Origin of the sequence: Chondromyces crocatus (genome assembly GCF_001189295.1) — a bacterium.
GTDB classification, from domain to species: Bacteria; Myxococcota_A; Polyangia; order Polyangiales; family Polyangiaceae; genus Chondromyces; species Chondromyces crocatus.
Window position 1 is genome coordinate 10,984,434 of record NZ_CP012159.1, and the last position, 25,079, is coordinate 11,009,512.

The following is a 25,079-nucleotide window of genomic DNA, read 5'->3' on the forward strand; positions in this document are numbered from 1 at the left end:
AGGTGATGGAGCCCGCATCCGATGAAAGTGATCGGTGAGGAGACTTATTCCCGACTCTGGGAGGCGCTCGGGGTGAGGTGGTACCGAGGCAGGCGCGCTGAGGTGAGAGAGGTCACTGAATGCGGAGGGCTGCCCAGGAGGCGTCTCCGCTGCACGTCTCGCATCCTGTCAGGCGTCGAGAACCGTTCGGGAGCGAGGTGCTCGGAAGGCCGGCGCGATCAGCGGGTCCAGGCAGGACTGTCGTTCGGTTGTCTTCCAGCGCTCGTGGTGTGCTGCGCCCAGTCGGTAACGCCGTGGGGAGCGCGTCGCGCGAGGAGCCATGCGGAGAAACGCTTGCATTTGTCGAGGTCGAGAACGCCATGGAACCTGCGGAGGCTCATGTTCTGCGCGATCAGGGCGTAACCGCTCTCTGGATCCCGGGAGAGGAAGACGTTCGCCCGGAGGTAGGCGATGTGCAGCTCGCCTCGATGGATGCTCAGCACGCCCTGCAGGGTCTGGCTCAACTTCTGCGCCGCGCCCTCGTTGTCCCGTGTGGCGGACGCGATCCTCCTGATGGAGGCGACGACGGCGTCGAAGGTCTCCGGGGTCGTGATGCCGTCGAGCAGCTCGCCAGCGGCGTCGAGAATGCCCTTCAGGTGCGTCTGCGAGATCTCGACCATCCGCGCGGACTCGCTCATCCGCAGGTAAAACGGGGCCACCTTGAGATCGACCAGGTAGTCGTTCTGAGCGAGGCCCACGGAGCGTGTGGAGGCCGGATCGTAGTCGCCGCGTTGTTGCGCGGTGCGGAGGAGGGTGGTCGCCACGGAGAACCAGTCCCCGAAGGCGCTCAGGTCACCCAGGTCGGGCAGAGGGCTCTGGTCCTGTCCGAAGACGTTGCCCGTCGCTTGCTCCACGCTGAAGGCGACGTGGTCGAGACGCGCTCCCGCTTCGTGGGAGGTGACGCGTTTCGGGCGTTTCATCGCCCAGGATGCGATCTCTGCGGCCTGCCTGGACTCACCCGTGCCCGAGGTGATGAGAACGCCACCGTCGGGGGCTTGTGCAGCAGCTCGTTCGAGGACGACGGGGGTGGAAGCTCGCGGGCTGGTCGGCAGCACGGCGCCGCGAATGTCGAACCTCATGATCCAGGGGGTTGCATGGAGCATGCCGCGATGAGCTCCGCCTCGCGTCTCGCCGCACGCGAGAACGCCGGTCGTGAACGTGTCGACAGGAGAGGCAGCGCCACGGGAAGGGCGCCCTTGAGGCTGACGGGCTTGCGTCTTTCAAGGAAACGCTGCTTCCGCGAAAGACGCAGGGTCCAGACACCCATGGATGCTGGCCCACGGTCCCACCGCCTGACGCCTCTGGAGATGCTTCATGCAGCTGGGTCACGCTGCAGGGGGCCCAGGAGCCGCGCCGCCGCCCGCGACCTGAAAGCGCGCGGGCGATGAAACCACCCGGGGATGGAAGCACTCCCCTGATGGAAGCGCCCGGGGAGCGTACGGTCTTTGCTACCGTCCAGCGCACCATGCAGCCGGTTCCGCGACCCACCCGCCACCTCGCTTCCTGCCACGCGCGCTGACCCGATGAACCGCTCCCGCCGCTTCAAGCCCCACCTGCGTGTCGAGCTCGTGGGGGATACTCAGGTCTTCCTCGTGGGCGAGCAACAGCGCTTCCTCCTGGAGGGCCGCGCTCACGCACTCATCGCGCCCCTGCTCGATGGCCGGCGCACGGGGCGACAGCTCCTCGAAGTCCTCGAAGGTCAGGCCTCGCCTCTCGACCTGTTCTATGCGCTCCTGACCATGGAGCAGAAGGGCTACCTCACCGCGGTTCCCTGCCCTCTGTCCCCCGAGGTTGCTGCCTTCTGGCAGGGCTGCGGCGTCGACGCAGCCCTCGCGGTCGATCGGCTCCAGACCACCCCTGTGACCGTGGTCTCGGCCGGCGACGAAGATCCGACACCGTTCATCCGCGCGCTCGAAGATGCCGGGGTCCGCTGCCTCGAAGACACAGGCCTCTCCCCCCTCGAAGGGGAAACGCTCCGCCACCTCGAAGGCAACGGCGTCCGCCAGCTCGGGACCCCCGAGTGCCCTCCCTGCGCCGACCCGTCACCAGGCTCTGCGCTGCGCGTGGTGGTGGCCCGCGACTACCTCGATCCCGCCCTCGCCGCTCTGAACCGACGTGCCCTCGCCGAGCGCTTCTCATGGACCGTCTTGAAGCCCTCCGGGACCAACGCCTGGCTGGGTCCCATCTTCCGCCCGGGGGAAGGCCCTTGCTGGGCCTGCCTCGCCCACCGCCTCCGCGAGAACCGCCCCGTGGAGACCTTCCTCGCGCGCCGCCTCGACCCCGGCCCTGACACGATGCCTCTTCCCCCGCCGCGCGCAGCCCTCCCCGCGAGCCTCCGCGCCGCGGCCGACTGGGCGGGACTCACCCTCGCCCGCTGGATCGTCGAGGGAGGCCACGGTCCTCTCGACACCAAGCTCCTCGCGCTGGACCTCGCCCGCCACACCGTGGAAGAGCACACCGTCGTCCGCCGGCCCCAGTGCCCTGCCTGCGGCGCCCCTGATCTCCTCGCGCGCCGCGCCGAGCAGCCCCTCACGCTGGCCTCCAGGCCCAAGCGCTTCTCCGACGACGGCGGCTACCGCATCCTGACCCCGGACGAGACCTTCGCCCGGTACGAGCACCTCATCAGCCCCCTCACGGGCGTCGTCACCAGCGTCGCTCCCCTCCCGGGCCGCGATCATCCCCTCCGCCCCGTCTTCGCCTCGACCTACTTCACCTGCCCGCCTCCCGATGCCGCCCCGAGCTTCGACGACTTCAGCCGCCCCGCGCTCGGCAAGGGCCGCACCGTCGCCCAGTCACGCGCCGGCGCCCTCTGCGAGGCCATCGAGCGCCACAGCTGCATCGCCCAGGGTGACGAACCCAGGCGCCGCGCCTGCCTCTCGGACCTCGGTGATGCGGCCCTCCCGCCCCCTGCCCTCCTCAACTTCAGCGAGACCCAGGTCCGCCACCGCGACGATCTCAACCGCGCGGCCCCCGACGCGCGCCGCCGCATCCCTCCTCCCTTTGACGCGCGCGCCACGCTCGACTGGGTCCCTGCCTGGTCCCTCACCCACGCCGCCCCCCGTTACCTCCCCGCCACCTCGTGCTACCTCCACTGGCCCGCCCCGCCCGAGGAGCGCTTCTCCACCCTCGACCCCAACGGCCATGCCGCCGGCAACTGCCTCGAAGAAGCCATCTTGCAGGCCTTCTTCGAGCTGGCCGAGCGCGATGCCGTGTCCATCTGGTGGTACAACCGCGTCCGTCGCCCTGCCGTCGATCTGGCGAGCTTCGATCAGCCCTACTTCCTCGAGCTCGTCGACCACTACCGGGCGCTCGGCTACCAGCTCTGGGTGCTCGACGTGACCAACGACCTCGGCCTCCCCGCCTTCGTCGCCCTGGCCCACGACAGCGCCTCCGATCGCACCTGCATCGGCCTCGGCTGCCACACCGAAGCGCGCCTCGGCGTACAGCGTGCCCTCACCGAACTCAACCAGATCTTCGAGCCCGACGGCACCGCGCGCGCCCCCTGGGGCGACGCTCCCCTCGACGACGATGCCTTCCTCTTCCCGGACGACCGGAAGCCACCGACCCGCCGCGAAGACCACCCGCACCGGCCCACCGACGACCTGCGCGACGACGTCCAGCACTGCCTCGCACGCGCCTCGCAGCTCGGCCTCGACGTGATCGTCCACGACCAGTCCCGGCCCGAACTCGGCCTCTGTGCCGTCAAGGTCGTCGTCCCCGGCCTCCGCCACATCTGGCCTCGCTTCGGACCCGGGCGCCTCTACGACGTCCCCGTCCGCCTGGGCTGGCTGGAGCGCCCCCGCGCCGAGGCCGAACTCAACCCCATCCCCCTCTACCTCTAGCCGCTGACCGCAACCCCACCAGCAGCAGCCTCACGAAGGAGACGCGCATGCGCGACGGCTTCTGGATCATCGACGCCGACCGGCACGTCAGCGAACCCATGGCCCTCTGGGAGGCCTACCTCCCCCCGGCCTTCAAGCACCGCGCCCCCACCCTGGAATTCCCCGCGCCCGCCGAACCGCTCGCCGAACGCCTCGCGCGCCTCGGCCCGCGCGGCCTCGTCCCCCCGCAGCCCCACCTCATGCTCGAAGGCCAGCCCGCGATGCACAAGCTCTCCGAGCGCGCGCAGATCGAGCTGGCCCTCTCCCGACAGCGCCGCGCAGGCCAGATGGAAGCGGGCGCGGCCCCCGAGGCCCAGCTCGCCTCCATGGACGCCACCGGCGTCGACGTCGCCCTGCTCTTTCCGACCTTCACCACCTACCTGCTCGGCGTCGACACCCTCGACCCCCAGCTCGCCTCCGCCCTCGCCGGCGCCTACAACGCCTGGCTCCGCGACTTCTGCCGCGCCGATCCCGCGCGCCTCCGCGGCGTCGGCCTCGTGAACCTCCACGACCCGGTGCAGATGGTCCCCGACCTCATGCGCTTCCTCGACCTCGGTTGGCGCGCCGTCGTGCTGCGCCCCAACCCCGTGAAGGGCCGCCTCCTCGGCGACCCGGCCTACGAGCCCTTCTGGGCCGCGTGCGCAGCGCACGGCGTTGGCGTCGCCCTCCACGAAGGCACCCACACCCACTTGCCCACCGCGGGCGCCGATCGCTTCGAGACGCGCTTCGCACTCCACGCCTGCTCCCACCCCATGGAGCAGATGATGGGCCTGCTCGCACTCATCGAAGGCGGCGTCCTCGAACGCCACCCCACCCTGCGCGTCGGCTTGCTCGAAGCGGGCTGCGGCTGGCTTCCCTACTGGCTCTACCGCCTCGACGAGGTCGAATACCGACACCTCGCCGGCGAGGTCGAAGCGCACGTCAAGCAACCCCCATCGGCGTACTTCCAGCGCCAGTGCTTCGCCTCCATCGATCCTGGCGAGCCCCTCCTCACCGAGACCATCCGTCACCTCGGCGCGGATCGATTCCTCTTCGGCACCGACTTCCCTCACCTCGATCACGACATCGACTGCGTGGGAAACGCCCTCTCGCTGCGAGCGACGATCGGGGATGAGGCGCTCGCGAAGATCCTATCTGGCAATGCCGCCCGACTCTTCGGGCTCAGCGTTCCGCCGCGGGAATGAGCCACGTACGCCGGAAGTGACGAGGAACGCACCTCCCGGCCCCCCCATGCGCCTCAGCGCAGCAGCCTCGTCGTCAGCAGCAGCACAGCGTGAAGGGGTGCGACCTGCCCGAGCCCGCATACGCGGCCAGGGCGATGGCCTGTTCCGCACCGGGGTCCGGCTTTGGCGGCAGGATCATCGTCAGCCTGATGGGCGGGATGTCCCAGGTCTGGGTCCGCTCGTTCCATTTGCCGACCCCCTTCGGCGCCTCCTCGACCCTCAGCAAGACGCCACCAGGGAACTGGAAGTTGAAGGCATTCCACAGCGCCAGTGTCGCGTCCTTCAGGAACTGCCCCTTGAACACGTCGTCCTTCCAGGAGCGCGCCACAGCCTTCGGCCAGACGTGGATCCACCGCACCATCTGATCCAGCGCGACGATGATGTTCTCACCCGTCGAATCGAACTGGGTCCCGTGATGGGGCTTGCCCGGCGGCGAGCCCGGCAGAAGGTGAGGTCCGATGCCCGCGATCTGCGTCTCGTAGACCGCCATCGCGAACCCCCACTGCGCCGTCTTTCCAGGTGCCTGGGGAATCGTGAGCGTCAGCTCGGTGTACGGCAGGATCCAGAAGCTCCCGCGCCAGGCATCCTTGGGCGTGCCCTCCTTCAGCGTCAGGATCACCTGGCCCCCAAGGGTGTTCTCCGGATCGAGGTACTTGCCTGGGTTGGCCATCAGATCCTTCTTGAAGGCTGGATCCGCCCAGGTCCGGGCGACCGCCTCGATCCACAGGTAGTGCCACTCCTTCAGCTCGGTCAGATCGTCGCGGTCATCACCCTTCTTGCTTCGATCGCTCATCGCTCCCTCTTTCTCGGTTGGCTCTCTCATCGCTCCACGTGGCAGCAGTGAGGCAACACCCACTCACAGGGAATCACTCACGGCATCTGCGCGATCCAGCGTCGCGCCTCCAGCATCTCGGGCGCATCGAGCCCTTCGGTGAACCCTTCCGCTGCAGGGCGAACCACATCCTCTGCCTCATCGAGCGCGCCGCGCCGTTGCAAGATCCGGGCAAGGTCGAGGCTCGCCCGAAGCGCCGGCATCCTGGCACCTTGCCGACGCGCGATCGCCAGCGCCCTCCACAGAAGACCCTCTGCCACCGCCTCGAACTCGGATCCTTTCGCCCTCAGGTAGGTCGCCTTCAGTCGGTAGATCTCCGACAGGTAGAAGACCTCGCCGCTCTGCTCCGCGCGCTTGCGGCACTCCTCGATGCACTCCAGCGCCCCGTCGAGGTTGTCCCGCGCGGCCTCTGCTTCCGCGACCAGAGCCCCCCAGTAGGTCATGCTGAGCTGCTCACCGGACGCCCGAAGCGACGAGAGGCACTGCCTCCCTTGCTCCACGTCCCCCGTCGCCCAGCAGAGCAAGAGCCCGCAGAATACCCCCACGGAGTGCAGCCCGTAGCGCTCGGAAAGGGCCTTGCCCTCCAGCGCCGCCTCGCACGCCGCCTCGCGCTCTCCCCGGTACTGGTGGATGCCCCCGAGAAACAGCAGCGCATTGCCGATGCAGATGGGGTGGTCCAGCTCCTTTGCCCAGGCCACCGCGGTCCGTGCGTGCTCGAGCGCGCCATCCGGCTGGCCCATGAACCACGACAGCAGCGCGAAGATCACGTGCGCGCACACCTTCGAGTCGATGCCGTAGGTGTCCGCGCTCTTCCGGTGGGCCACGGGATCGTAGATCGAGAGCGCCCGCTCCAGGTGGATGCGCGCTTCCTCGAAACACCCTTCGAGCCAGTGACACTGGGCGAGCAGCGGCAGGAGCGCGACCTCTTCGCCGACATTCCCGCTCCGCTCGACCCGCGTGAGCAGCCGCTCGGCGACGGTCCGTGCCGTCTCGGGCCGGTTATGCAGGTAATAGAGCAACAAGCGCCACAGGGTGGGCGCGGCATCCGCGGCGTCCCCGAGGCGGTCGACCAGCTCCAGCGTGCGCTGGGCGACACGCGCCAGACCAGAGGCACCGACCCCGCCGTGGGCGAGCAATGCGAAGGTCATGACCCCGGACAGCGACAGCTCCGTCTCGGATCGCTCCGGCTCTTCCTCGATGGCGCTCAGCCACCCCAGGGCTTCCTCGCCCACCCGGATCGCCTCCACGTAGGCCGAGCGCTGAAGCGCCGCCTGCGTCGCGCGCTGCGCATACGCGATTGCCTCGCGTTTCTGCTCGGCCGCAGCGTGGTGGTGCGACAGGAGGTCCGGACGCGCCTCGACGATCTCCGCGAACTGCGCCTCCAGCGTCCGCGCGATGTGCGCGTGGACCTTCTTGCGTGCCTCCCTCGGCAGCGACTCGTGCGCCGCGTCCCGGACGAGGGCGTGCCTGAACGCGCAGACGGGCTCCTTCAAGCGGCGCTTGCGCGCGATGATCCCCGCCCGCATGAGCGCGTCCAGATCCTCTTGCACCGTCGCCGCCCCCGCATGGCTCACCGCGCCGAGCAGCTCGATGCCGAACTCGCGCCCCAGCGCTGCCGCGAGTTGTGCCGTCTCCTTCGCGCGGCCCAGCAGATCCAGACGCGCGGTCAAGAGTGCGCGCAGCGTGCCCGGCACCTCCACCTGGGAGAGCGGGCGCGACAGCTCGTACCGCTCCGCCTGCTCCACGAGCGCGCCGGAATCCACCATCATCCGGGTCAGCTCCTCCACGAAGAGCGGCACCCCGTCGGTGCGGCCAAGCACCTGCTTCAAGACCACCTCCGGCAGGGGCTTGTCACCCAGGAGGCCTTGCACCATCGACTCGATCTGCGGCTGATCGAGGCGGTTCAGGTGAAGCTGGAGCATCCCCGTCGTGGGGAACGAGGGAGAGAACTCGGGGCGCGCGGTCAAGAGCACGCAGTAGCGCCCGGAAGGCGCCTCGTGGATGAGCTGGGTCAGGAGCTCCAGGGTCGTCGGATCGGCCCAGTGCAGATCCTCGATGGACAGGACCACCGGCCGCTCCTCGGCCATCGCAGCCAGCAGCGAAAGGATGGCGTTGTGCGTCATCTCCTTGTGCCGCTGGGGCGCGACGTTGAGCGGCCCGTGCGGCTCGACGAGCGGAACGCCGAGCAGCGGCGCGAAGAGCGGCATCGCCTCGTTCGGCGTGAGCCCATGGCGCACGAGCTGGGCTTCGAGCCGCGCCGCGCGGGCCGGGGGGGATGTTTCGAGGTCGATCTGCAGCGCTCTCCCCAGCAGCTCGACGAAGGGGAAGAGGGCGCTGTTCTGCGCATCCGGCGAGCAGCGCGCGTCGAGAAACGTGAGCGACTCGCCGAGCAACCGCTCGCGCAGCTCCCGCACGAGGCGGCTCTTGCCGATGCCCGGCTCCCCCGTGATCAAGCTGCACTGGCCACTGCCGGTACGCACCCGGCGCCAGCGCTCCAGGAGCAGATCCAGCTCCGTCCCGCGACCGATCAGCGGGGCCTTCGCTCCCTCGGGGGTCAGCGCCGAGATGACATCGGAGCGCTCCTGCGCCAGCCGGAAGACCTCGATGTGCTCGGCCAGCCCCTCGAACGAGAGCGCACCGCCGGCCTCCAGAGAGAAGCCCGTACGCAGGAGCCGCCGCGCGTCCGCCGAGACCAGTGGCCCATCGAGGCTCGCCCGCTCGGCGAGCCGCTCGGCGAGAGCGGCCGTCGCGCCCATCCCGAGACCCCCGCCGGCCGCCTCGCGCAGCCCACCGGCTACCAGGATGCCCGCGTGAACGCCGATCTTCACCTCCACGCCGACCCCGCCCACCGGTTCCGCCCGCGCGATCTCTTCCTGGATCGCCAGCGCAGCACGCGCCGCGCGGAGCGCGTCGTCCTCCGCGGCACGCGGATAGCCGAAGTAGAGGAGCAGCTTCTCGCCGAGCGCGGTGACCACGAGCCCCCGGTGGCGGCGCGCGATCTCCGCCACGGCCAGGATCGAGGCCCGGATTCGTTCGTCGAGCACCTCGCGATCGACCGGGGCTCCCCTCTCCGCCCGCGCCGCGAGCGTACAGCAGACCGCCGTCACCTGTCGCAGCTCCCCCTCGGCGCGGGACGAGCCCCACGCGGTCTCCATCATCGTGCTCTGGCCCGTCGTCGCACGGGCCGCCCCGTCGCCACGGAGCAGCGCATCGCACGAGACACCGCGCAGATCGCAGTCTTCCAGCGCTCGGAGCAGCTCCACTGCCGTCACCTCGCGCTCCGCCTCGCCCTTGCGCGTCGCGTCGCGCAAGATCTTCCCGAGCGGGTGGCCCTGGAGCGCGTAGGGGAGCGGCACGGGCTCCGGACTGAGCTGCTGGTACAAGATCTCCGCCGCCGATCGGCCCCGGTACACGGGCACCCCGGTGAGGCATTCCAGGAAGACCAGGCCCCACGAGAACAGGTCCGCGCGCGGCGAGGGGTCGTACCCACGGAGCTGCTCGGGCGCCGCGTAGCCCGGCGTGCCGACCGTCTCGTCGCTCGCCGTCAGGCGTGTGCGCACCTCGCTCTGGTCCGGATCGGCGATCACGCTGATGCCGAAGTCGAGCACCAGCGCATTCCTGCGCGCCCCCGACGGCATCACCATGATGTTGCTCGGCTTGAGATCGCGGTGGACCACGCCCGCGGCGTGCGCGCACGCGAGCGCGTCCAGCACCTGGAGCATCAGGTGCTGCGCCTCCCGGGGCGAGAGCGTCCCCTCGCGGGCGAGCAGCTCGGCGAGCGTCTCGCCCGGCGCGAAGGCGAAGACCGTGTAGAGCCCCCCTTCGCTGGTCTGCCCCGCGTCGATGAGCTGCACGGTGTTCGGGTGATGGATCTGCGCGCAGAGCTGCGCCTCGCGCAGGAAGCGCGCCACCCGCTTCTCGGGCCGGACGCTGCCGTTCTGCTCGACCAGCCGCATGATCTTCACGGCCACGGGTTGCCCCGTCGTGGCCTGCCGCGCCTTGTAGACGACCCCGAAGCCCCCCTCACCGAGCGGCGCGACGATCTCGTACCGCCCTTCGAACCGATCTCCAGGCACCAGTCTGGGGTTGCTCCGCTGCATCGCTCCTCTCAACTCAACGTCCCGGCGGCTGCTCCGCAAGTGCCTCGAGCTGCTCGGCCAGCACCATGTCAGGCTCGCCCCCCACGAGCCGCAAGAGTTCACGCACCCGCTCCAGCTCACGCCGCAGCGCCCGGTGGTGGTTGCGGTTCTTGAGGAGCTGCTGCTGCCCGAGCAGCACGAACGCCTCGTCCCGGTCCCCCCGGAGCTGCACGGCCGCGCCCATCACCATCCCCCGGAACGCCTCGCACAGCTCCAGGGGGATCGGCGTGTCACTCTGAGCGCGTCGCTCCACTTCTTGCACGAACGAGTTGGCCGCCCGCCAGAGCTGCGCGATCAGCGAGCTGCCCTCGGCCCCCCCCTCGTAGGCCAGCGCGCGCTCCACGTCACGCGCGTCGAGTACCAGCTCCCCTCCGGCGCCCACACCCCCGCTGCGGGACGACGAGAGCGCGAGCGCGTACGCGCGGCGCACGATGTTGTCGAGCTGTCGGAGGTTCCCTGGCCACGACCACGCCTGGAGGTGTCTCACCGCCTCGGGTGTCAGGCGCACCGGCGTCGTGCTGCCCGATTCCTGATGCCGTCGCTCCAGCATGTAGTCGGCCCACAGGGGCAGCTCGTCGAGCCGCTCGGCGAGCGGCGGCAGCCGCACGGGCAAAACATTGATCCGGTAGTACAGGTCCTCGCGGAAGCGCCCGGCGCGCACCGCTTCACGCAGGTCGGCGTTGGTGCCAACGATGAAGCGTACATCCGCCGCGCGCTCGCCGTGCTCGTCCCCGAGCGGGCGGAAGCGCCGCTCCTCCAGGACGCGGAGCAAGCCGGCCTGCGCCTTGAGCGACAGCTTGTCGATCTCGTCGATGAACAGCGTCCCCTGCCCTGCGCGCACGATGGCGCCGGCCGAGTCCTTCACGGCGCCCGTGAAGGCGCCGCGCTTCCACCCGAACAGCTCCGCCATCTGGAGTTCCTCGGGGACGCTGAGCAGATCGAGCGTCTCGAAGCGCTGCTCTCGCCGGCGCGACTGCTGGTGACACCACCGGGCGAGCCTCGACTTGCCGGCCCCCGTGGGCCCCCCGATGAGCACCGTCTCTTCCTGATCCGCAAAGACACGCAGCATCTCGATCAAGCCTGCCGTGGACGGGCCCACCACCGGCAGGAACTCGTCCGGCCGCACCACCTGCACCGGCCGCTGCGGCAAGGCCCCGAGGTACGGCGCCGCGACGGCGGCCAGCAAGCCGAGCGCCTCGTGGCACGCGCTCCACACGAACTCTTGCCCGATCGCCGCCTTGCAGCTCGCCTCGAGTGCGATCATGCCGTCGACCCCGCCCGCGGGCGATCGGAGCGGCACCACGTGAACGTGCGATGTCGCGCGCCCGAGCATGCGCTCCCGCGTCTCGTTGCCGAGGGGACTCTCCGCAGCGGGCAGATCCCGGCGCTCGATCGGTCCCCCGGGCAGCCAGAGACGCAAGGTGGCGAGCTGCACGTCGATGGAGACCGAGCAGCGGTGCTCCACGACCCAGCGCCACACGTTGGCTGAGGTCAGGTAGCCGAGTTCCTCGACGCGCTCGCCCCCGGGCAACTGGACACCGAACAACCGTTGGTAGCCGTCACCAGGTCGGAAGTGAACCACCCCCGACAGCAACCGTCCTCGCCCTGCATGAGGACCGGCCGCGAGCGCTGCCTCGACGCACGAGAACATGGCGCGAAGCACGCTCGTCGCGGCCTCTTCGAAGTTCATCGCGGAGATCAGGCGAGGAACCAGCGAGGTGAGAAGATCATCCGGGGACATGGCAATGACTCGGGCCCGAGACTACCCCATCCATGGCACGCTCTGTGACTCGGTGTCCTCGCGACCGCGGATGGCTCGGTGTGAGCGATGCACCGGTATGCGGTGAATGCATCCATATCGCGGCAAAGGAATCCTGAAACGCACCGCAGTCCACGTGGTCGCCACGGCCCCACGGCCTCGCCGAGTCGTGGTTCTCATCGACGGCATGAGACGCGCGCGTGGCTGCAGGGGGTAATTCGAGCCCGCGGCGGTGAACCAGGTGTCGTCGGTTTGTTTTTCGACAGGGTGACATCGTGAGCAGGACGGCATCGACGGCGCCGGGCACGGGTCGCGCCGTGAACCGGATGCCGTATGCAGGGCTTCGGGCCGTCGTTTCACGAAACACCATCTCGGAGCACACCACGGGGCGCAGGTTGCTCCGTGACCTCGATGCCGGCTGTCGACAGCAGGCGGGAAGGTGATGCGTCGACCTGGTCCGTCGGACGGCTGACGCCTCCGTGTTTCGCGAACCGATGTGGTGAACCACCGACGGGAGGGAGGATCGGAGCGCGCACAGGCCTCCGTCGACCCCTGACGACATCAAGTCACGAGCGTGCACAGGGCCCGTAGGCCGCCGACGACACCAGGTCACGCCGGGCGTCTCGCTTCGCTCCCCCGATTCACGGTCGTCGCCACGGAAGCGTGGCGAATTTCGATGTAAAAATCAGAGGTTCTAGCTCACGACGGGTTCATCGGGGCGAGCTCGACAGCGGAGGAAAAAGAGCGCGTACGTGACTCAGGATACTTTCTATTCCCGTGCCAGCCTGCTCATCCGGAAAGAGCTCGCGGATCAGGTACGTCCACGGGAGACGGAGTAGCGTCAACAAGTAATTTGAATCACATTTCACGGACGACGCATGGTCGCGGACGCCTGTGCTATTGCGATGAACCCGTCCGCGGCGGTCGACGGTCAGGGGAGCCTCCTCGCGCGCGGACATGGACATGGGCGTGGGGTCGATGTGACGCGAGCACCATGACGGGGAGCCCGGAAGAACAGCCGTCAGCGCCGCCGTCCGAGTCGCCGTCCCGACGATTCGCAGAGATCACGATGAGCCATGGACGGTTCCAGATCACCTGGGCCGCTGCGCTCTTCGGTCTGACCGTCGGCGTCCTGATGACGTACGTCCCGTACGAGTTCCAGGCGCCGGTCTTCCGACGCATCTACCCCCACATCCGGCTGATGGGGGGCACGTTCCTGATCGGCAGCGTGCTGCTCGGCGTGAACGCGCTCTACCCGAGCTGGCCACGCCCCGTCGACTGGCTGGGCAGGCTGAGCTTTCTGGCCGCCCTGTCCACGTACTGGTGGTCCGCCAGCATCATGCAGGGCGTGACCAGCGGGGCGGTGATCTACCCGGTGATGATGCTGGGGGTGCTGCTCGAAGGGAGCCGGAGTCTGCGAAAGCGAGGGTTGTTTGCGGCCTTCGTTACCGTGGTCGGGCTGGCGTTCGGCGCCCTGATGCTGTTCTCGTCGCGAAGCTTCGGCGGGGCGCTGTACGCGGCGGTGCGGCCCATCCTCGCGCCGCTCGGCGGGATGTTCCTGGTTGCCGGCGTGGGGCTCACCATGAGCCGGACCCTGGCGATCCGGCGGGCGCTCTTTGCGGTGCTGGCTGGTGGGTTCGCTATCATCGCGCTCACGCTGGCGTACGCGAACTCGTGGTCCGGGGTGGCGCTGTACGCGGTGCTCGCGCCCTCCTGCGTGGCCGCCGGGTGGCTGCCCGAGCTGCCGCGACTGACGAGCGTGCGCTGGCGTTTGCTGCGCGGGATGGTGGTCGCCGGGGTGCTGCCGCTGCTGGCGCTCGGGGCGTTCGCGTCGACGGCGGCGCACGACGCGCTGGAGCGCGAGGTATGGGCCCACGTGCGGATGGCAGCCGACGACGAGGCGGAGTGGCTCCGAGAGCAACTCGAGGACGAGCAGCGCACGATCCACGAGGGGAACTCACCACGGGAGCGGCTGATGCGCTCGCGCGCGCCGTCGTCGTCGTACCGGGTGCTGGTCATCGACGCGGGCGCAGGAAAACTGATGCAAGACACGCGCGCCGTCGGCGTGGGCGGGCCGGTACTCCTGTCGCCCGAGCTGTCGGCCGCCGTCGAGCAGGTGGGCCGCGCGGAGCGGGTGGTGCTGGAGAGCGTCATGATCGAGGCGTTCGACGCGGAGGACAAGCGCGTGCTCGCCGCCGTGGCGCGGGTGCCCGGGGTGCGCTGGGTGGTCGTGGTGACCGCCGACGTCGGCGAGACCTACGCGCCCATCACCCGGCTCAGCGCCGCGGTGGTGCTCTTCCTCGTGCTCGTGGTCACGCTGGTGCTGATCCTGTCGGGCTTCGTGGCACGCTCGGTGACGCGGCCGCTCTACAGGCTCCGCACCGCGGCGCTGGAACTCGCCGGGGGGGATCTGGACCGGCGGGTGAGCGTGAGCGGCCCGGACGAGATCGCCGACCTGAACCGCGCGTTCAACGACATGGCGGAACGCATCGCGCAGGCGCAGCGGGACCTGTCGGAGCTGAAGGACGCGATCGCCACGCGGCTCGCCGACGCGCAGGAGGCGAACCGGCTGAAGGACGAGTTCCTGAGCGTGGTGTCGCACGAGCTGCGCACGCCGCTGAACGCCATCCTCGGGTGGGCGAGGATCCTGCGCACGGGGGCGATGCCCGACGCTTCGCGGGCGAAGGCGCTGGAGACCATCGAGCGGAATGCGTCACTCCAGGCGAAGCTGGTCGAGGATCTGCTCGACGCGTCGCGGATCGTGAGCGGCAAGCTCCAGCTCGAGCTGGGCCAGGTGGATCTGGCGCGGGTGATCCAGGCGGCCGTGGACTCGGTGGCGCTCGCGGCGCAGGCGAAGGGGATCGCGCTGGAGGTCGATGCGCCGGGTCCGGCCCTGGTGCGGGGCGACGCCGGACGTCTCCAGCAGGTGGTGTGGAATCTGCTGGCCAACGCGATCAAGTTCACGCCGCGCGAGGGGCAGGTGACGGTGCGCCTGGAGAGCGGAGAGGCCGACACCTTCCGGGTGATCGTGAGCGACTCGGGGCAAGGGATCGAGGAGGACTTCCTGCCGCACGTGTTCGAGCGGTTCCGTCAGGCCGACGCGACGGTGACGCGAAAGCACGGGGGGCTGGGGCTGGGGCTCGCCATCGTGCGCCAGCTCGTGGAGGCGCACGGAGGCACGGTGCAGGCGGAGAGTGCGGGGGGCGGCCAAGGGGCGACGTTCACTGTGGAGTTGCCGCGCGCAGGTGGGCGGGTGGAGCGGCCTTCGCTGGTGGACCCGGTGGAGGAGATGCCCTCGCTCGCGGGGATGCGGGTGCTGGTGGTCGACGACGAGGTGGACGCGGCGGAGCTCGTGCAGTCGGTGCTGGCGACGGCGGGCGCTCAGGTCCGCGTCGCCCACAGCGCCGAGGGGGCGCTGGAGGTGCTCTCGGCGTGGAAGCCCGACCTTTTGATCTCGGACATCGGGATGCCGGACGTGGATGGCTACACGCTGATGCGTCAGGTGCGGGCGATGTCCCGAGAAGCGGGCGGGGCCGTTCCGGCGATCGCGCTGACGGCGTTCGCCCAGGAGGAGGATCGGGTGCGGGCGCTGTCCGCCGGCTACCAGCTTCACGTGACGAAGCCGGTCGACCCCAGGGCGCTGGCCGTGGCCGTGTCGAACCTGTCGCGCTCGTCGGGCGCGCTCCCGCAGGCCGCGGCCGGGGCACGCTGAAGAGACGCTGGGGCCGGGGAGGCCAGGGAGGCCGGGGAGTGATGGCGCGCGGGAGTCGCGTCAGGTGTCAGGGGGTCGCGTCAGGTGTCAGGGCCGCAGCTCGGGCGTGGACATGCGCAGCTCAGAAGATGTAACTGGCGCTGAGGGCGAGGGTGTAGACGAGCACGGCGGTGAGCCAGAGCGCGCTCGTGCGGCGAAACCCCTCCCGGAAGCCGTAGATGGGAGCGAGGGGGGGGACGAGGAACGCAAGGAGTCCCTGCCAGCGAGGGCGCACCCGCGCGATGAGCAGCCCGGCCAGCGCCACGTGCACGGTGAGCAGGGTAGCGAAGGAGACGATCAGGATCGCAAGGATGAGGATGTCCCTCACGTGCTGCACCGTAGCGGCCGATGTGGACCAGCGGAATGGGGAGCGGCCTTATCCCACATCCGGGGAGACCGCGTCTCATCCTGGCTTCGCTGGATGCGCTGGAGGTGGAAGGGGCGCCGTGGGGTCGGGAGGCAAGAGGCCAGGATGTCGTCGAGGAGACGACACGGCGGCTCTGTCCCGGGATGAAAACCACGCTACTCTTCCGCCCGTGCCCGTGATCCTCACGTCTTCTCGTCTGCGGTCCACACTCCGTGCCGTCGGCCAACGCCTCGCCGATGCAGTCCCTGGTGCGCGCGTGGTGCCTCTGAGCTTGCTCGCAGGTGCCGTGTGCAGCGTGGCGGTGGGGGTCGGCCTCGCCGAGGCGGTGACGGACCCGTCGGACGTGATGCCGCTGTCCGAGGTCAAGCCCGGGATGAAGGGCTACGGGCTGACGGTGTTCTCGGGGACGACGCCGGAGAAGTTCGACGTGGAGGTGATCTCGACGCTGCGGAATTTCAGACCGCGTCAAGACCTGGTGCTGATCAAGACGCCGAACCACCCGCGGCTGACGGCGGCGCGCACGGTCGCCGGGATGAGCGGGAGCCCGATCTACCTGAACGGGAAGATGATCGGGGCCTACGCTTACGGCTGGCTGTTCGGGGTGGAAGCGATCGCCGGGGTGACGCCGATCCGCTCGATGCTCGACGAACTGGCGAGGCCGGTGCCGAAGGCGTTGATCCCCGGGGCCGGCGCGCCGTTGCCCGTGGCCCGCCGTGTGGAGGCGGCGCCAGCCGAGGGGCGCTCGGAGCAGATGGCGCAGCGGTTCCAGGGGCCGGCCGAAGCGTACGATCTGAACCGCCACGCGAAGGCCGTGGCGGCGCGCGTGGCGCCCGCGCTCACACCGCCGGAGAGCACGGGGCTGAGCCGGGCGTCGACGCCGATCATGCTGGGCGGCTTCGGGGGGACGTCGCTGAAGATGGCCCATGATCTGCTGGGACCGCTGGGGCTGGATCCGCTGCAGGCGGGGGGCGGTTCGTCGATGAAGCCAGAGGCGGATGCGCCGACGAAGTACGTGGACGGTGGCGCCATCGGCGTGGAGATGGTGCGCGGGGACGTGTCGGCCATGGGGATCGGCACGGTGACGCGCGTGTCGGGGGACCGGCTGCTCGCGTTCGGGCACCCCATGCTGAACGGGGGGCTCACCAACCTGCCGACCGCGGTGGCGAAGGTTCACTGGATCCTGGCGAGCCACAACCGGAGCTTCAAGATCGGGGAGGCCGCGCGCTCGCTGGGGACCCTGGTGAACGATCGGCAGGCGGCCATCGTGGTGGACACGTCGCGCAAGGCGCCGGTGTTCCCGGTGGCGCTGAAGATCGACGGGATGCCAGGGGCGCCGCACCCGGTGTGGAACATGGAGGTGGCGCACGATCAGTTCCTCGCGCCGGCGTTCGTGTCGATGGCGCTCGGCAACGCCCTGGAAGCGACCGCGGCGGAGCGAGTCGACCTGACCTGGCGCGCAGTGAGCCGGGTGAAGATCGGGCGCTACGGGACGATCAGCCTGGTGGACTTCGGCGCCGGGAACGGCTCGCCGCTCAGCTCCGACGATTTCTCGCGCAGCCGGCTGGTGCGAGCGATGGGATCGCTGCTCAACAACCCGTGGGAGCAGGTCGTCGTGGAGCGGGTCGACACGCAGGTGAAGGTGTCGTTCGGCCGCGAGGTGGCGCAGCTGCGGGGAGCGAAGGTGCTCTCGCCGGAACTCGAGGTCGGCGAGAAGGCACGCATCCGGCTCGATCTGCAGCCGTACCAGGGGGCCCTGGAGTCGCGGGTGATCGAGGTGCCCATCCCGCCGGAGCTCGCCGGCCGCGACGTGGAGGTGGAGATCCAGCCCGGCTACGATGTGGAGCGGCCGCTGGCGACGCCCTCGAACGTGGCGGAGCTGGTGGCGATGCTGCCGAACCAGTATTTCGATGCCGAGAGCATGGTGGCCACGGTGAAGCTGCGCGAGAACGGCGCGGCGTTCCAGGGGAAGGTGGCGTCACGGCTGCCACCCGGCGCGATGGACACGCTGCGGCCGACCTCTGACTCGAGCGCGCCGGAGACCTTCGGGGCCATGGCGTACACCACGATCCCGATGCAGCGGTTCGTCGTCGGCAAGGATACCGTGACCGTGAAGGTCCGCCCCGTGCTTCGCTGAGGGACAGGGCGCGCCCGCTGCTCCATGCTGCCCGTCATCCGAGTGCCTTGATCCGAGATCGCTGTCCTACCCCGAGACTCATCACACCCAGATCCATGACCAAGATGCGTTCTTCTCTCCGGCCTCTCGTCCGCCGCGTGTCCTCTGTCGTGCTGGTCGCCGCCGCCTTGCTCGCCGCGCCGCATGCGGTGGCGGTCGGAACGCGAAACTTCACGCTGAACACGCTCGATGATCTGAAGGGTGGCGACCTGACGGGGGTCGCGCTCGACTCGAACGGGAACGTGTACGCGGGGCTGAACCTGGGCTCGACGCCGATCCCCGACGCGACGAGCGTGTGGAGCGCGGTGGTGCTGCCCGACGGGGCGGCGCTGCTCGGTACGGGCTCCGAGGGGAAGATCTACCGGGCGGTCGGCGGTCAGGTGTCGGTGGCCGCGACGACCGGGCAGATGGCGGTGAGTTCGATGGCCGTCGCCTGGAACGGGGACGTGATCGCGGGGACGTTCCCCGAGGGGAAGCTGTACCGGCTGACCGGGGGGAAGGGGTCGGGGGAGCAGGCGAAGGTGTTCGCCGAGCTGCCGGGGGCCGAGGACGTGTGGGGGCTCGCGTACGACGAGAAGGCGAAGGTGCTCTACGCGGCGACGGGCCCCGAAGGGAAGCTGTTCCGCATCGACGCGGCAGGGAAGCCGCAGGTGTACTTCGACAGCGACGAGCCGCACCTGATGAGCGTCGCGGTCGGTGACGACGGGTCGGTGTACACCGGGTCGAACGGCAAGGGGCTGCTCTACAAGCTGAACGGGCCCGGGCGGGCGTCGGTGCTCTACGACTTCGACGCCGACGACGTGAAGGCGATCGTGGTGGCGCCGACGGCACAAGGGGGCGCGGTCTACGCGATCGCGAACAAGTACAGCGAGCCGTTCGCGGCGCCGAAGCGGACGAAGACGGGGCCGCCTTCGCCGCAGCCGACGCGGTCGTCGAAGCCCGGGAAAGGGCAGCTCGTTCGCTTCACCCGGGAGGGTGTGATCGAGAAGCTGCTGAGCGACGACGACACGCACTACGTCTCGCTCGGGCTGGGAGACGACGGCGCGCCGTACGTGGGGACGGGCGCGGAGGGGCGGCTGCACACGGTGAGCGAGAACCGGGTGGAGCGGGTGGTTGCCGACACCGAGGAGCGTCAGATCGGGGCCTTCGTGCTGGCCGGGAAGCGGCGCTTCGTGGCCACGACCGATCCAGCGGTGTTCCACGAGGTGCGCGGCGTCGGCGGCGCGGATGCGGTGTGGACCAGCAAGGTGCTGGACGCAGGCCTGCGGGCGACGTTCGGGCGCTTGACGTGGCGCTCGGACGGCGCGCTTCAGCTCGAGACGCGGAGCGGCAACACCGACGCTCCCGACACGACGTGGAGCCCGTGGTCGGCGGCATTGGCAGCGCCTGGTGACGTGAAGAGCCCCCCCGCGCGGTTCGTACAGATCAGGGCGCGTTGGAACCAGGAACCGAAGGCGGTGCTGCGGGAGGTGTCGCTGTCGTTCGTCACGGACAACGCGCGCGCGGTGATCCGTTCGATCAGCGTGAAGAACCAGTCGAAGGGGACGAAGCCCGGGGTGCAGGCCTCCGGCGGGGAGGCGCCCAAGCCGTCGAGCTCCGTGCAGATCTCGTGGCAGGTGGACAACCCCGACCAGGACGAGCTGCGCTACCGGCTCTGGTACCGGATGGAGGGCCAGAAGCCGTGGCGCGCTCTGCTCAAGGCAGGCGAGAAGGTGACCCGCACGGAGCACACGTGGGACACGACCGCCATGCCCGAGGGGGAGTACCGGGTGCTGGTCGAGGCGACGGACGAGCTGTCGAATCCGCCGGATCGGGTGCAGAAGCACAGCCTGGAGTCCGGGGTCGTGCTGGTCGACAACACGCCGCCCGTGTTCAAGTCGCTGGCGCTTCAGGGCCGACGGCTGCGGGGTGAGGTGGTCGACGGGCTGGGTCCGGTCTCGCGGATCGAGGTGTCGATCGCGGGCTCGGACGAGTGGCGGCCGCTCTTCCCCAGCGACGGGGTCTTCGACGAGCCGGCAGAGGCGTTCGACGCCGATATCTCGGCCATCGTCCCGGCGGGCTCGCACCTCGTGGCGGTCCGGGCGTACGACAGTGCAGGAAACGTGGTCACCCGTGATGTGGACGCTCGGTAGCACGCGCACGCGCTGACGCACCTCGAGGCCGAGGTGAGGGTCGGGGGCGGCCGCCATGACGCCGATGTCGTGGTCGAGATGCCCCCGGACCCGCGATCCAGCGCGCCACGGCCTGCGCGTGGCCTGTTCGAGCTGGCACGGGAAGTGGATGATCCTGTGGCGGGATGCTAGCTTCTGAGAGCTTCTCTTGGGGTCGTCTGGCCATGAATACTCTTCGCGCCATCCTTGTCGGGGTCGTCGCTAGCGCGACCGCGATCGTTCCTGCCTGTTCGATGGTGGACATGAGCGGGTCCGAGAACCTGTCCGGGGGGTGGGGCGGGGCCGGGGGCTACTCGCAAGGAAGCGCTGGTGGCGATGACGCCAGCGTCAACCTGGGCAACGACGGGGAGGCTGCGCCAGACCCGTACCGTCGCTACGAGGCGCTGTGCGGTGAGGGTGAATGCGTTCCTGGTCCGCAAGAGGCGTGTAGCGTTGGTGGGGACGACGATGGGGAGGACGACGGCGGGGCCGAGGGTCTCCCGGCGGCGGCGTGTCAGCTCGTGCCAGGCGATGACGGGCATGCCACGCCAGCGTGCGGGGCGACGGGGCCATTCGCGGCCGGTGAGCCGTGTGGTTCGGCAGCGGACTGTGCGCCTGGGCTGGGCTGCGTCGCCACGGGAGAGATGGCGGGAACGTGCCGGCAGTATTGCTGCGGCCACGTCGAGGACTGCTCGGTCGGTACGCACTGCGCGCCCCAGCCCATGCAGGAGAACCGGCAGATCCAGATTCCGGTCTGCATCCCGGCGACTGGTTGCAACCTGCTGAGCAACGACTGCGGCGCGGAGCAGACCTGCGCCATCGTGCGCGCCGACGGCTCGACGAGCTGCATCCCTCGCGGTGCGGGTCAGGTTGGCGATGAGTGCCCCTGCGATGATGGGTTCGTGTGCTCCATGCTGACGAACTCGTGCAAGAAGCTGTGCCGCCTCGGCGAGAGCGCGACGGACTGCGGTCAGATGGCGCAGTGCCAGGGGGGCAGCATGGGCTTCCCGGCGGGCTTCGGGATCTGCGTCGGCGGCAATTACTGAGCGCAAGGGCCGCGCTGGCTGGCACGCTGAGGAGATGGGGTCGGCGCTCCTGGACGAGGGCCAACGCTCCTTTGTGAAGAAGTGTTGCAAGCCGCGGTGAGCGCCGGGGTCTCGGCGACGGCTGACGCGCGACGTGGCATGGTGAGGACGTGCAGCGTTCGGTCCTCTCACTCGTGATCTTCGTGCTGCTGTTCTCCGCGGTGCTCGGAGGCATGCACTACTACCTGTGGTTCCGGCTGGTGCGCACGCCGGAACTCGCGCAGCCCTTGCGCCGGGTACTGACGTGGGTCTTCGTGGCGCTCGCCACGAGCGTGCCGGTGGGGCTGATGCTGATGCAGCGGGCGCCACGGCCGATCGGGGGCGTGATCGCCGCCGTCGTCTACGGGTGGGTGGGGCTCACCATCGTGCTGTTCTTCCTGCTGGTGACGATGGAGTTCATCCGCCTCGGCGCGCACGCGGTGTCCGCACTCGGGGGGGCGCCGTTCAATCAGGAGCGCAGGACGTTCCTGGGGCGGATGCTGGCCGGTGCTGCCGGTGTGCTGGGGGTCGGGCTGGGGGCGGCCGGGCTGGCGAGCGCGCTGGGAGAGGTCGCGGTGAGGCCCGTGCAGGTGCGGCTGCGGAAGCTGCCAGGGTCGCTGTCGGGGTTCCGGATCGTTCAGCTCACCGACATTCATGTGGGGCCGACGATCGGTCGGGCATGGCTCGAGGGGATCGTGGAGCGCGTGAACGCCCTGAAGCCCGATCTGGTGGCCATCACCGGGGACCTGGTCGACGGGAAGGTGGAGGATCTGCGCGACGAGGTGGCGCCGCTCGCCAAGCTCCAGGCGAAGTACGGGGTGTTCTTCGTGACGGGGAACCACGAGTACTACTCGGGCGCAGACGAGTGGATCGCGGAGCTGGGGAGGCTCGGGGTGCGGGTGCTGCGCAACGAGCGGGTGTCCATCGGGGAAGGCGACGAGAGCTTCGATCTGGTGGGCGTGGACGACTGGACGGCGAAGCGGTTCGGCAACGGGCATGGGCCCGATCTGGAGAGGGCGCTCGCCGGGCGGGATCCGTCGCGCGAGGTGGTGCTTCTGGCGCATCAGCCGAAGCAGGTGGTGCAGGCGGCCGCGATGGGGGTGGGGCTGCAGCTGAGCGGGCACACACACGGGGGTCAGATCTTCCCGTGGGGGTACTTCGTGAGGCTGGACCAGCCGCACCTGGAGGGGCTGGAGCGGCGCGGAGAGACGCAGATCTACGTCAGCCGAGGGACGGGGTACTGGGGGCCGCCGATGCGCGTGGGCGCGCCACCGGAGATCTCGCTGGTGGAGCTGGCGCGGGAAGACACAGGGACGGCTTGAGGCGACACGGTGAAGCGCCGTGTTCCCCGAGGGGCAGTGCCACTCGGAGGGGTGAGGGCCGTGCGACGAGAGCCCGGTGCGAACTCGCGCGCTCACCCTCCAGGGAGGGCAGCGCGCGGTGCGTCGAGCGCGGTGCGAAGGGCAATGGCTCGGCGCGTCACTCGAGCGGAGCGACGTCACCGGCGCAGTTGATCACCGCGTCGGGGTAGCTGGACGGGTCCTCGATCTTCTGGAGGGTAAATGCTGAACCATCGATGTTCAGCACGGCGGTGCCGTCCAGCGCACCGCACACGAGTTCTCCCACGCAAAGTGAGCCGGTGAGGGTGACGTCCGCCGTGATCGCGCTCCCCGTGATGGCGTTGGCCTCCGCCGGGACGGGGAGCGGGGGAAAGTCGGCGACGAAGGAGCCGTCGGCGTTCACCTCGTAGGGGCCGACGTCCGTCGCGTCGCCCACGGGCGTTTTCCGGTCGGCCTTGTCGAGGGCTTGGAGCTTGAAGGAGAGGCCGAGGCCATCGCCCATGGCGGTGGTGGTCACGCCCGCGAGGAACATGACGGGCTTCTGGGGGTTCAGCTTCACGGCGAGCGTCAACAGGTGGTCGCCATCGATCTCGCCTGCCTCCGGCAACGTGCAGGCCCCGGTCGGCGTGGTGGTGGTCGTGGTCGACGAGCCATGAATCTCGACGTAGCGCTGACCGAACGCGTCAAATTCCCCTTCCGGATCGGCACACCCCGCTGCAGCACCGCAAACGATGAGGCCAGACAAGAGAAGCAGGGCGGAGCGACGGAAAACCATTTGACACCATCCGGGATGTGACAGTTCACTCGGCTTGGCCGGGGGCGCCCCGCGGCCGGGGAATCCCCCGACCTTATCACAGGCCCCCATGCTGCCGACCAGACGAGAAGGAATTCCTCCGCGCCCCTCGAAGAGGATCGACCCCCCCATGGCCCTGCTCCGCAACTGCCCCACGCTCCGCCGCGGCTCCGTACGCGCGATCCCCTTTGCCCTCGCCCTGCTCGGCACCGCGCTCTGGGCGGACTCCGCTCACGCGACGGGGTTCAGCACCGCCCGTTTCGGAGCCGAGCACGGCAATCCGGTCACGCCGAACGCAACGGCCATCTATTACAACCCGGCGAGCCTCGCGGAGACCACCGGGTACAACATCTTCGTCGATGGCAGCCTGGCGCTGCGCAGCGCCTCCTGGCTCCACGACGCGGACCCGGGCGACAGCTCCGTTGCCGGCGCGAACACGGGCTCGGCGTCGCTGTTCAACGCGGTCGCAGCACCGATGATCGGCGCCTCGGCGAAGTTCGGCGACTTCGCCATCGGCGCAGGCTTCTACGTGCCGTTCGGAGGTCAGGCGAGCTGGAACAAGAACGATGCCTTCGAGAACAACCCCGACTACGCCGGTCCCGTGGACGGAGTGCAGCGGTGGCACACCATCTCTGGTGCGATCCAGTCGATGTATTTCTCGCTCGGCGCGGCGTACAAGCTCCCCTTCGGGCTGAGCATCGGCCTCTCCGGAAACCTGATCCGTTCGAGCGCGAGCACGCTCCGAGCTCGTAATCTCGACGGCTCGAACACGCTGGCGATGGAGGGTCGCTCGCTGCTCGATGTGAGCGGCCTGCAGGCGAGCTTCGGCGCCGGCCTGATGTACGAGGCCATGAAGGACAAGCTGTGGTTCGGGGCGTCGTACCAGGCACGTCCGAACATCAACGGTCAGGTGAAACTGGATGGCACGCTGCGGAACAATTTTTCCGGCACCATGACGGAGGATGCCGTCACGCTGCACCAGGGCCTGCCGGACGTCATCCGGCTCGGCGCGCGCTTCAAGCCGACGGATTACCTGGAGCTGCGGCTCTTCGGCGATCTGACCCGCTGGAGCGCGATGAAGAGCCAGTGCATCGCCCTCGAAGGAGAGACCTGCGAGGTGAACGAGGACGGCAGCCCGGCCGAGGGCTCGACGCCGCTCGCGAATCTGCCTCGGAACTGGAGCGATGGCTTCGGGATCCGGGCTGGCCTGAGCTACTGGCCCACGGAGACCGCTGAGCTGTTCTCCGGCATCGGCTACGACTCCAACGTGGTTCCGGACGAGACACTGGAGCCCACGCTCACCGACTTCCACGACGTCTCGGTGGCCATCGGCGGCCGGTTCGCTCTCGGCAAACACCTGGCGCTCGCCGCCTCGTACACCCATTTTTTCTACGTGCAGCGAGATACCACGGGCCTGAGCACGCTGGCGGAGCAAGCCAGCCCCTCACGAGCTCCGGACTCGGGCGGTGTCTACAGCCAGACGCTCGGCGTGTTCAACGTGAACCTGAACGTGGCGTTCTGAGCCTCGGCGAGGATCCTCCTCGGCGTCGTCACTACGCCGCCCTGTC

14 protein-coding genes are annotated in these 25,079 nt (G+C 69.4%); 8 read left to right on the top strand and 6 right to left on the bottom strand.

Annotation, left to right across the window (positions count from 1 at the left end; translation table 11 throughout):
* Nucleotides 1-218: 218 nt before the first annotated feature.
* Nucleotides 219-1,118 carry a hypothetical protein gene (locus CMC5_RS40035; RefSeq protein WP_169796805.1) on the bottom strand — a complete coding sequence of 300 codons (900 nt, stop codon included), beginning with the start codon at nt 1,116-1,118 and terminating at the stop codon, nt 219-221.
* Nucleotides 1,119-1,562: 444 nt separating this feature from the next.
* Between CMC5_RS40035 and CMC5_RS40040 the strand changes: the two genes are divergently transcribed.
* Both CMC5_RS40040 and CMC5_RS40045 read left to right on the top strand, forming a co-directional pair.
* The gene (locus tag CMC5_RS40040; protein ID WP_050435343.1) at nt 1,563-3,881 is read left to right on the top strand and encodes a TOMM precursor leader peptide-binding protein; all 2,319 of its coding nucleotides are present in this window, start codon (nt 1,563-1,565) and stop codon (nt 3,879-3,881) included.
* A 47-nt stretch (nt 3,882-3,928) separates the two neighbouring features.
* Nucleotides 3,929-5,104, top strand: coding sequence for an amidohydrolase family protein (locus CMC5_RS40045; RefSeq protein ID WP_050435344.1), 1,176 nt, complete (start codon nt 3,929-3,931; stop codon nt 5,102-5,104).
* Between the two features lie 73 nt (nt 5,105-5,177).
* On the opposite strand, the gene CMC5_RS40050 is transcribed toward CMC5_RS40045, so the two are convergent.
* The 3 genes from CMC5_RS40050 to CMC5_RS40060 all read right to left on the bottom strand — a co-directional run bounded on the left by CMC5_RS40050 (nt 5,178) and on the right by CMC5_RS40060 (nt 11,855).
* Nucleotides 5,178-5,936, bottom strand: coding sequence for a BMA_0021/BMA_0022 family TOMM bacteriocin (locus CMC5_RS40050; protein ID WP_050435345.1), 759 nt, complete (start codon nt 5,934-5,936; stop codon nt 5,178-5,180).
* Nucleotides 5,937-6,013: 77 nt separating this feature from the next.
* Complete coding sequence (locus tag CMC5_RS40055) at nt 6,014-10,075, bottom strand: TOMM system kinase/cyclase fusion protein (RefSeq protein ID WP_050435346.1); 4,062 nt, start codon at nt 10,073-10,075, stop codon at nt 6,014-6,016.
* A gap of 13 nt (nt 10,076-10,088) precedes the next feature.
* Nucleotides 10,089-11,855, bottom strand: a complete 1,767-nt coding sequence (locus tag CMC5_RS40060; protein WP_050435347.1) for a sigma-54-dependent transcriptional regulator — start codon at nt 11,853-11,855, stop codon at nt 10,089-10,091.
* A gap of 1,087 nt (nt 11,856-12,942) precedes the next feature.
* Here CMC5_RS40060 and CMC5_RS40065 point away from each other — a divergent pair.
* Nucleotides 12,943-15,585 (top strand): hybrid sensor histidine kinase/response regulator, encoded by a 2,643-nt coding sequence (locus CMC5_RS40065; RefSeq protein WP_169796806.1) that lies wholly within the window; start codon nt 12,943-12,945, stop codon nt 15,583-15,585.
* 121 nt (nt 15,586-15,706) lie between these two features.
* On the opposite strand, the gene CMC5_RS40070 is transcribed toward CMC5_RS40065, so the two are convergent.
* Nucleotides 15,707-15,952: a hypothetical protein gene (locus CMC5_RS40070; RefSeq protein ID WP_050436403.1), complete on the bottom strand. Its 246-nt coding sequence runs from the start codon at nt 15,950-15,952 to the stop codon at nt 15,707-15,709.
* Between the two features lie 295 nt (nt 15,953-16,247).
* Between CMC5_RS40070 and CMC5_RS40075 the strand changes: the two genes are divergently transcribed.
* The 4 genes from CMC5_RS40075 to CMC5_RS40090 all read left to right on the top strand — a co-directional run bounded on the left by CMC5_RS40075 (nt 16,248) and on the right by CMC5_RS40090 (nt 22,700).
* The gene (locus CMC5_RS40075; RefSeq protein WP_245678145.1) at nt 16,248-18,125 is read left to right on the top strand and encodes a SpoIVB peptidase S55 domain-containing protein; all 1,878 of its coding nucleotides are present in this window, start codon (nt 16,248-16,250) and stop codon (nt 18,123-18,125) included.
* A 104-nt stretch (nt 18,126-18,229) separates the two neighbouring features.
* Nucleotides 18,230-20,296, top strand: coding sequence for an Ig-like domain-containing protein (locus CMC5_RS40080; RefSeq protein WP_245678146.1), 2,067 nt, complete (start codon nt 18,230-18,232; stop codon nt 20,294-20,296).
* Between the two features lie 281 nt (nt 20,297-20,577).
* Nucleotides 20,578-21,360: a hypothetical protein gene (locus CMC5_RS40085; protein ID WP_050435350.1), complete on the top strand. Its 783-nt coding sequence runs from the start codon at nt 20,578-20,580 to the stop codon at nt 21,358-21,360.
* A 149-nt stretch (nt 21,361-21,509) separates the two neighbouring features.
* Nucleotides 21,510-22,700, top strand: a complete 1,191-nt coding sequence (locus tag CMC5_RS40090) for a metallophosphoesterase (RefSeq protein ID WP_050435351.1) — start codon at nt 21,510-21,512, stop codon at nt 22,698-22,700.
* 157 nt (nt 22,701-22,857) lie between these two features.
* Here CMC5_RS40090 and CMC5_RS40095 read toward each other — a convergent pair whose 3' ends face one another.
* On the bottom strand, nt 22,858-23,493 hold the full coding sequence (locus CMC5_RS40095; protein ID WP_245678147.1) for a hypothetical protein: 636 nt from the start codon (nt 23,491-23,493) through the stop codon (nt 22,858-22,860).
* Between the two features lie 148 nt (nt 23,494-23,641).
* On the opposite strand from CMC5_RS40095, the gene CMC5_RS40100 reads away from it, so the two are divergent.
* Entirely contained in the window at nt 23,642-25,033 is a 1,392-nt protein-coding gene (locus tag CMC5_RS40100; RefSeq protein ID WP_050435352.1) for an OmpP1/FadL family transporter, read from the top strand.
* The last annotated feature ends 46 nt before the right edge of the window (nt 25,034-25,079 follow it).

Coding starts and splice junctions, on each gene's coding strand:
- CMC5_RS40035 (WP_169796805.1), bottom strand. CDS start 1,118: ATGAGGTTCGACATTCGCGGCGCCGTGCTGCCGACCAGCCCGCGAGCT.
- CMC5_RS40040 (WP_050435343.1), top strand. CDS start 1,563: ATGAACCGCTCCCGCCGCTTCAAGCCCCACCTGCGTGTCGAGCTCGTG.
- CMC5_RS40045 (WP_050435344.1), top strand. CDS start 3,929: ATGCGCGACGGCTTCTGGATCATCGACGCCGACCGGCACGTCAGCGAA.
- CMC5_RS40050 (WP_050435345.1), bottom strand. CDS start 5,936: ATGAGCGATCGAAGCAAGAAGGGTGATGACCGCGACGATCTGACCGAG.
- CMC5_RS40055 (WP_050435346.1), bottom strand. CDS start 10,075: ATGCAGCGGAGCAACCCCAGACTGGTGCCTGGAGATCGGTTCGAAGGG.
- CMC5_RS40060 (WP_050435347.1), bottom strand. CDS start 11,855: ATGTCCCCGGATGATCTTCTCACCTCGCTGGTTCCTCGCCTGATCTCC.
- CMC5_RS40065 (WP_169796806.1), top strand. CDS start 12,943: ATGAGCCATGGACGGTTCCAGATCACCTGGGCCGCTGCGCTCTTCGGT.
- CMC5_RS40080 (WP_245678146.1), top strand. CDS start 18,230: ATGCGTTCTTCTCTCCGGCCTCTCGTCCGCCGCGTGTCCTCTGTCGTG.
- CMC5_RS40085 (WP_050435350.1), top strand. CDS start 20,578: ATGAGCGGGTCCGAGAACCTGTCCGGGGGGTGGGGCGGGGCCGGGGGC.
- CMC5_RS40095 (WP_245678147.1), bottom strand. CDS start 23,493: ATGGTTTTCCGTCGCTCCGCCCTGCTTCTCTTGTCTGGCCTCATCGTT.
- CMC5_RS40100 (WP_050435352.1), top strand. CDS start 23,642: ATGGCCCTGCTCCGCAACTGCCCCACGCTCCGCCGCGGCTCCGTACGC.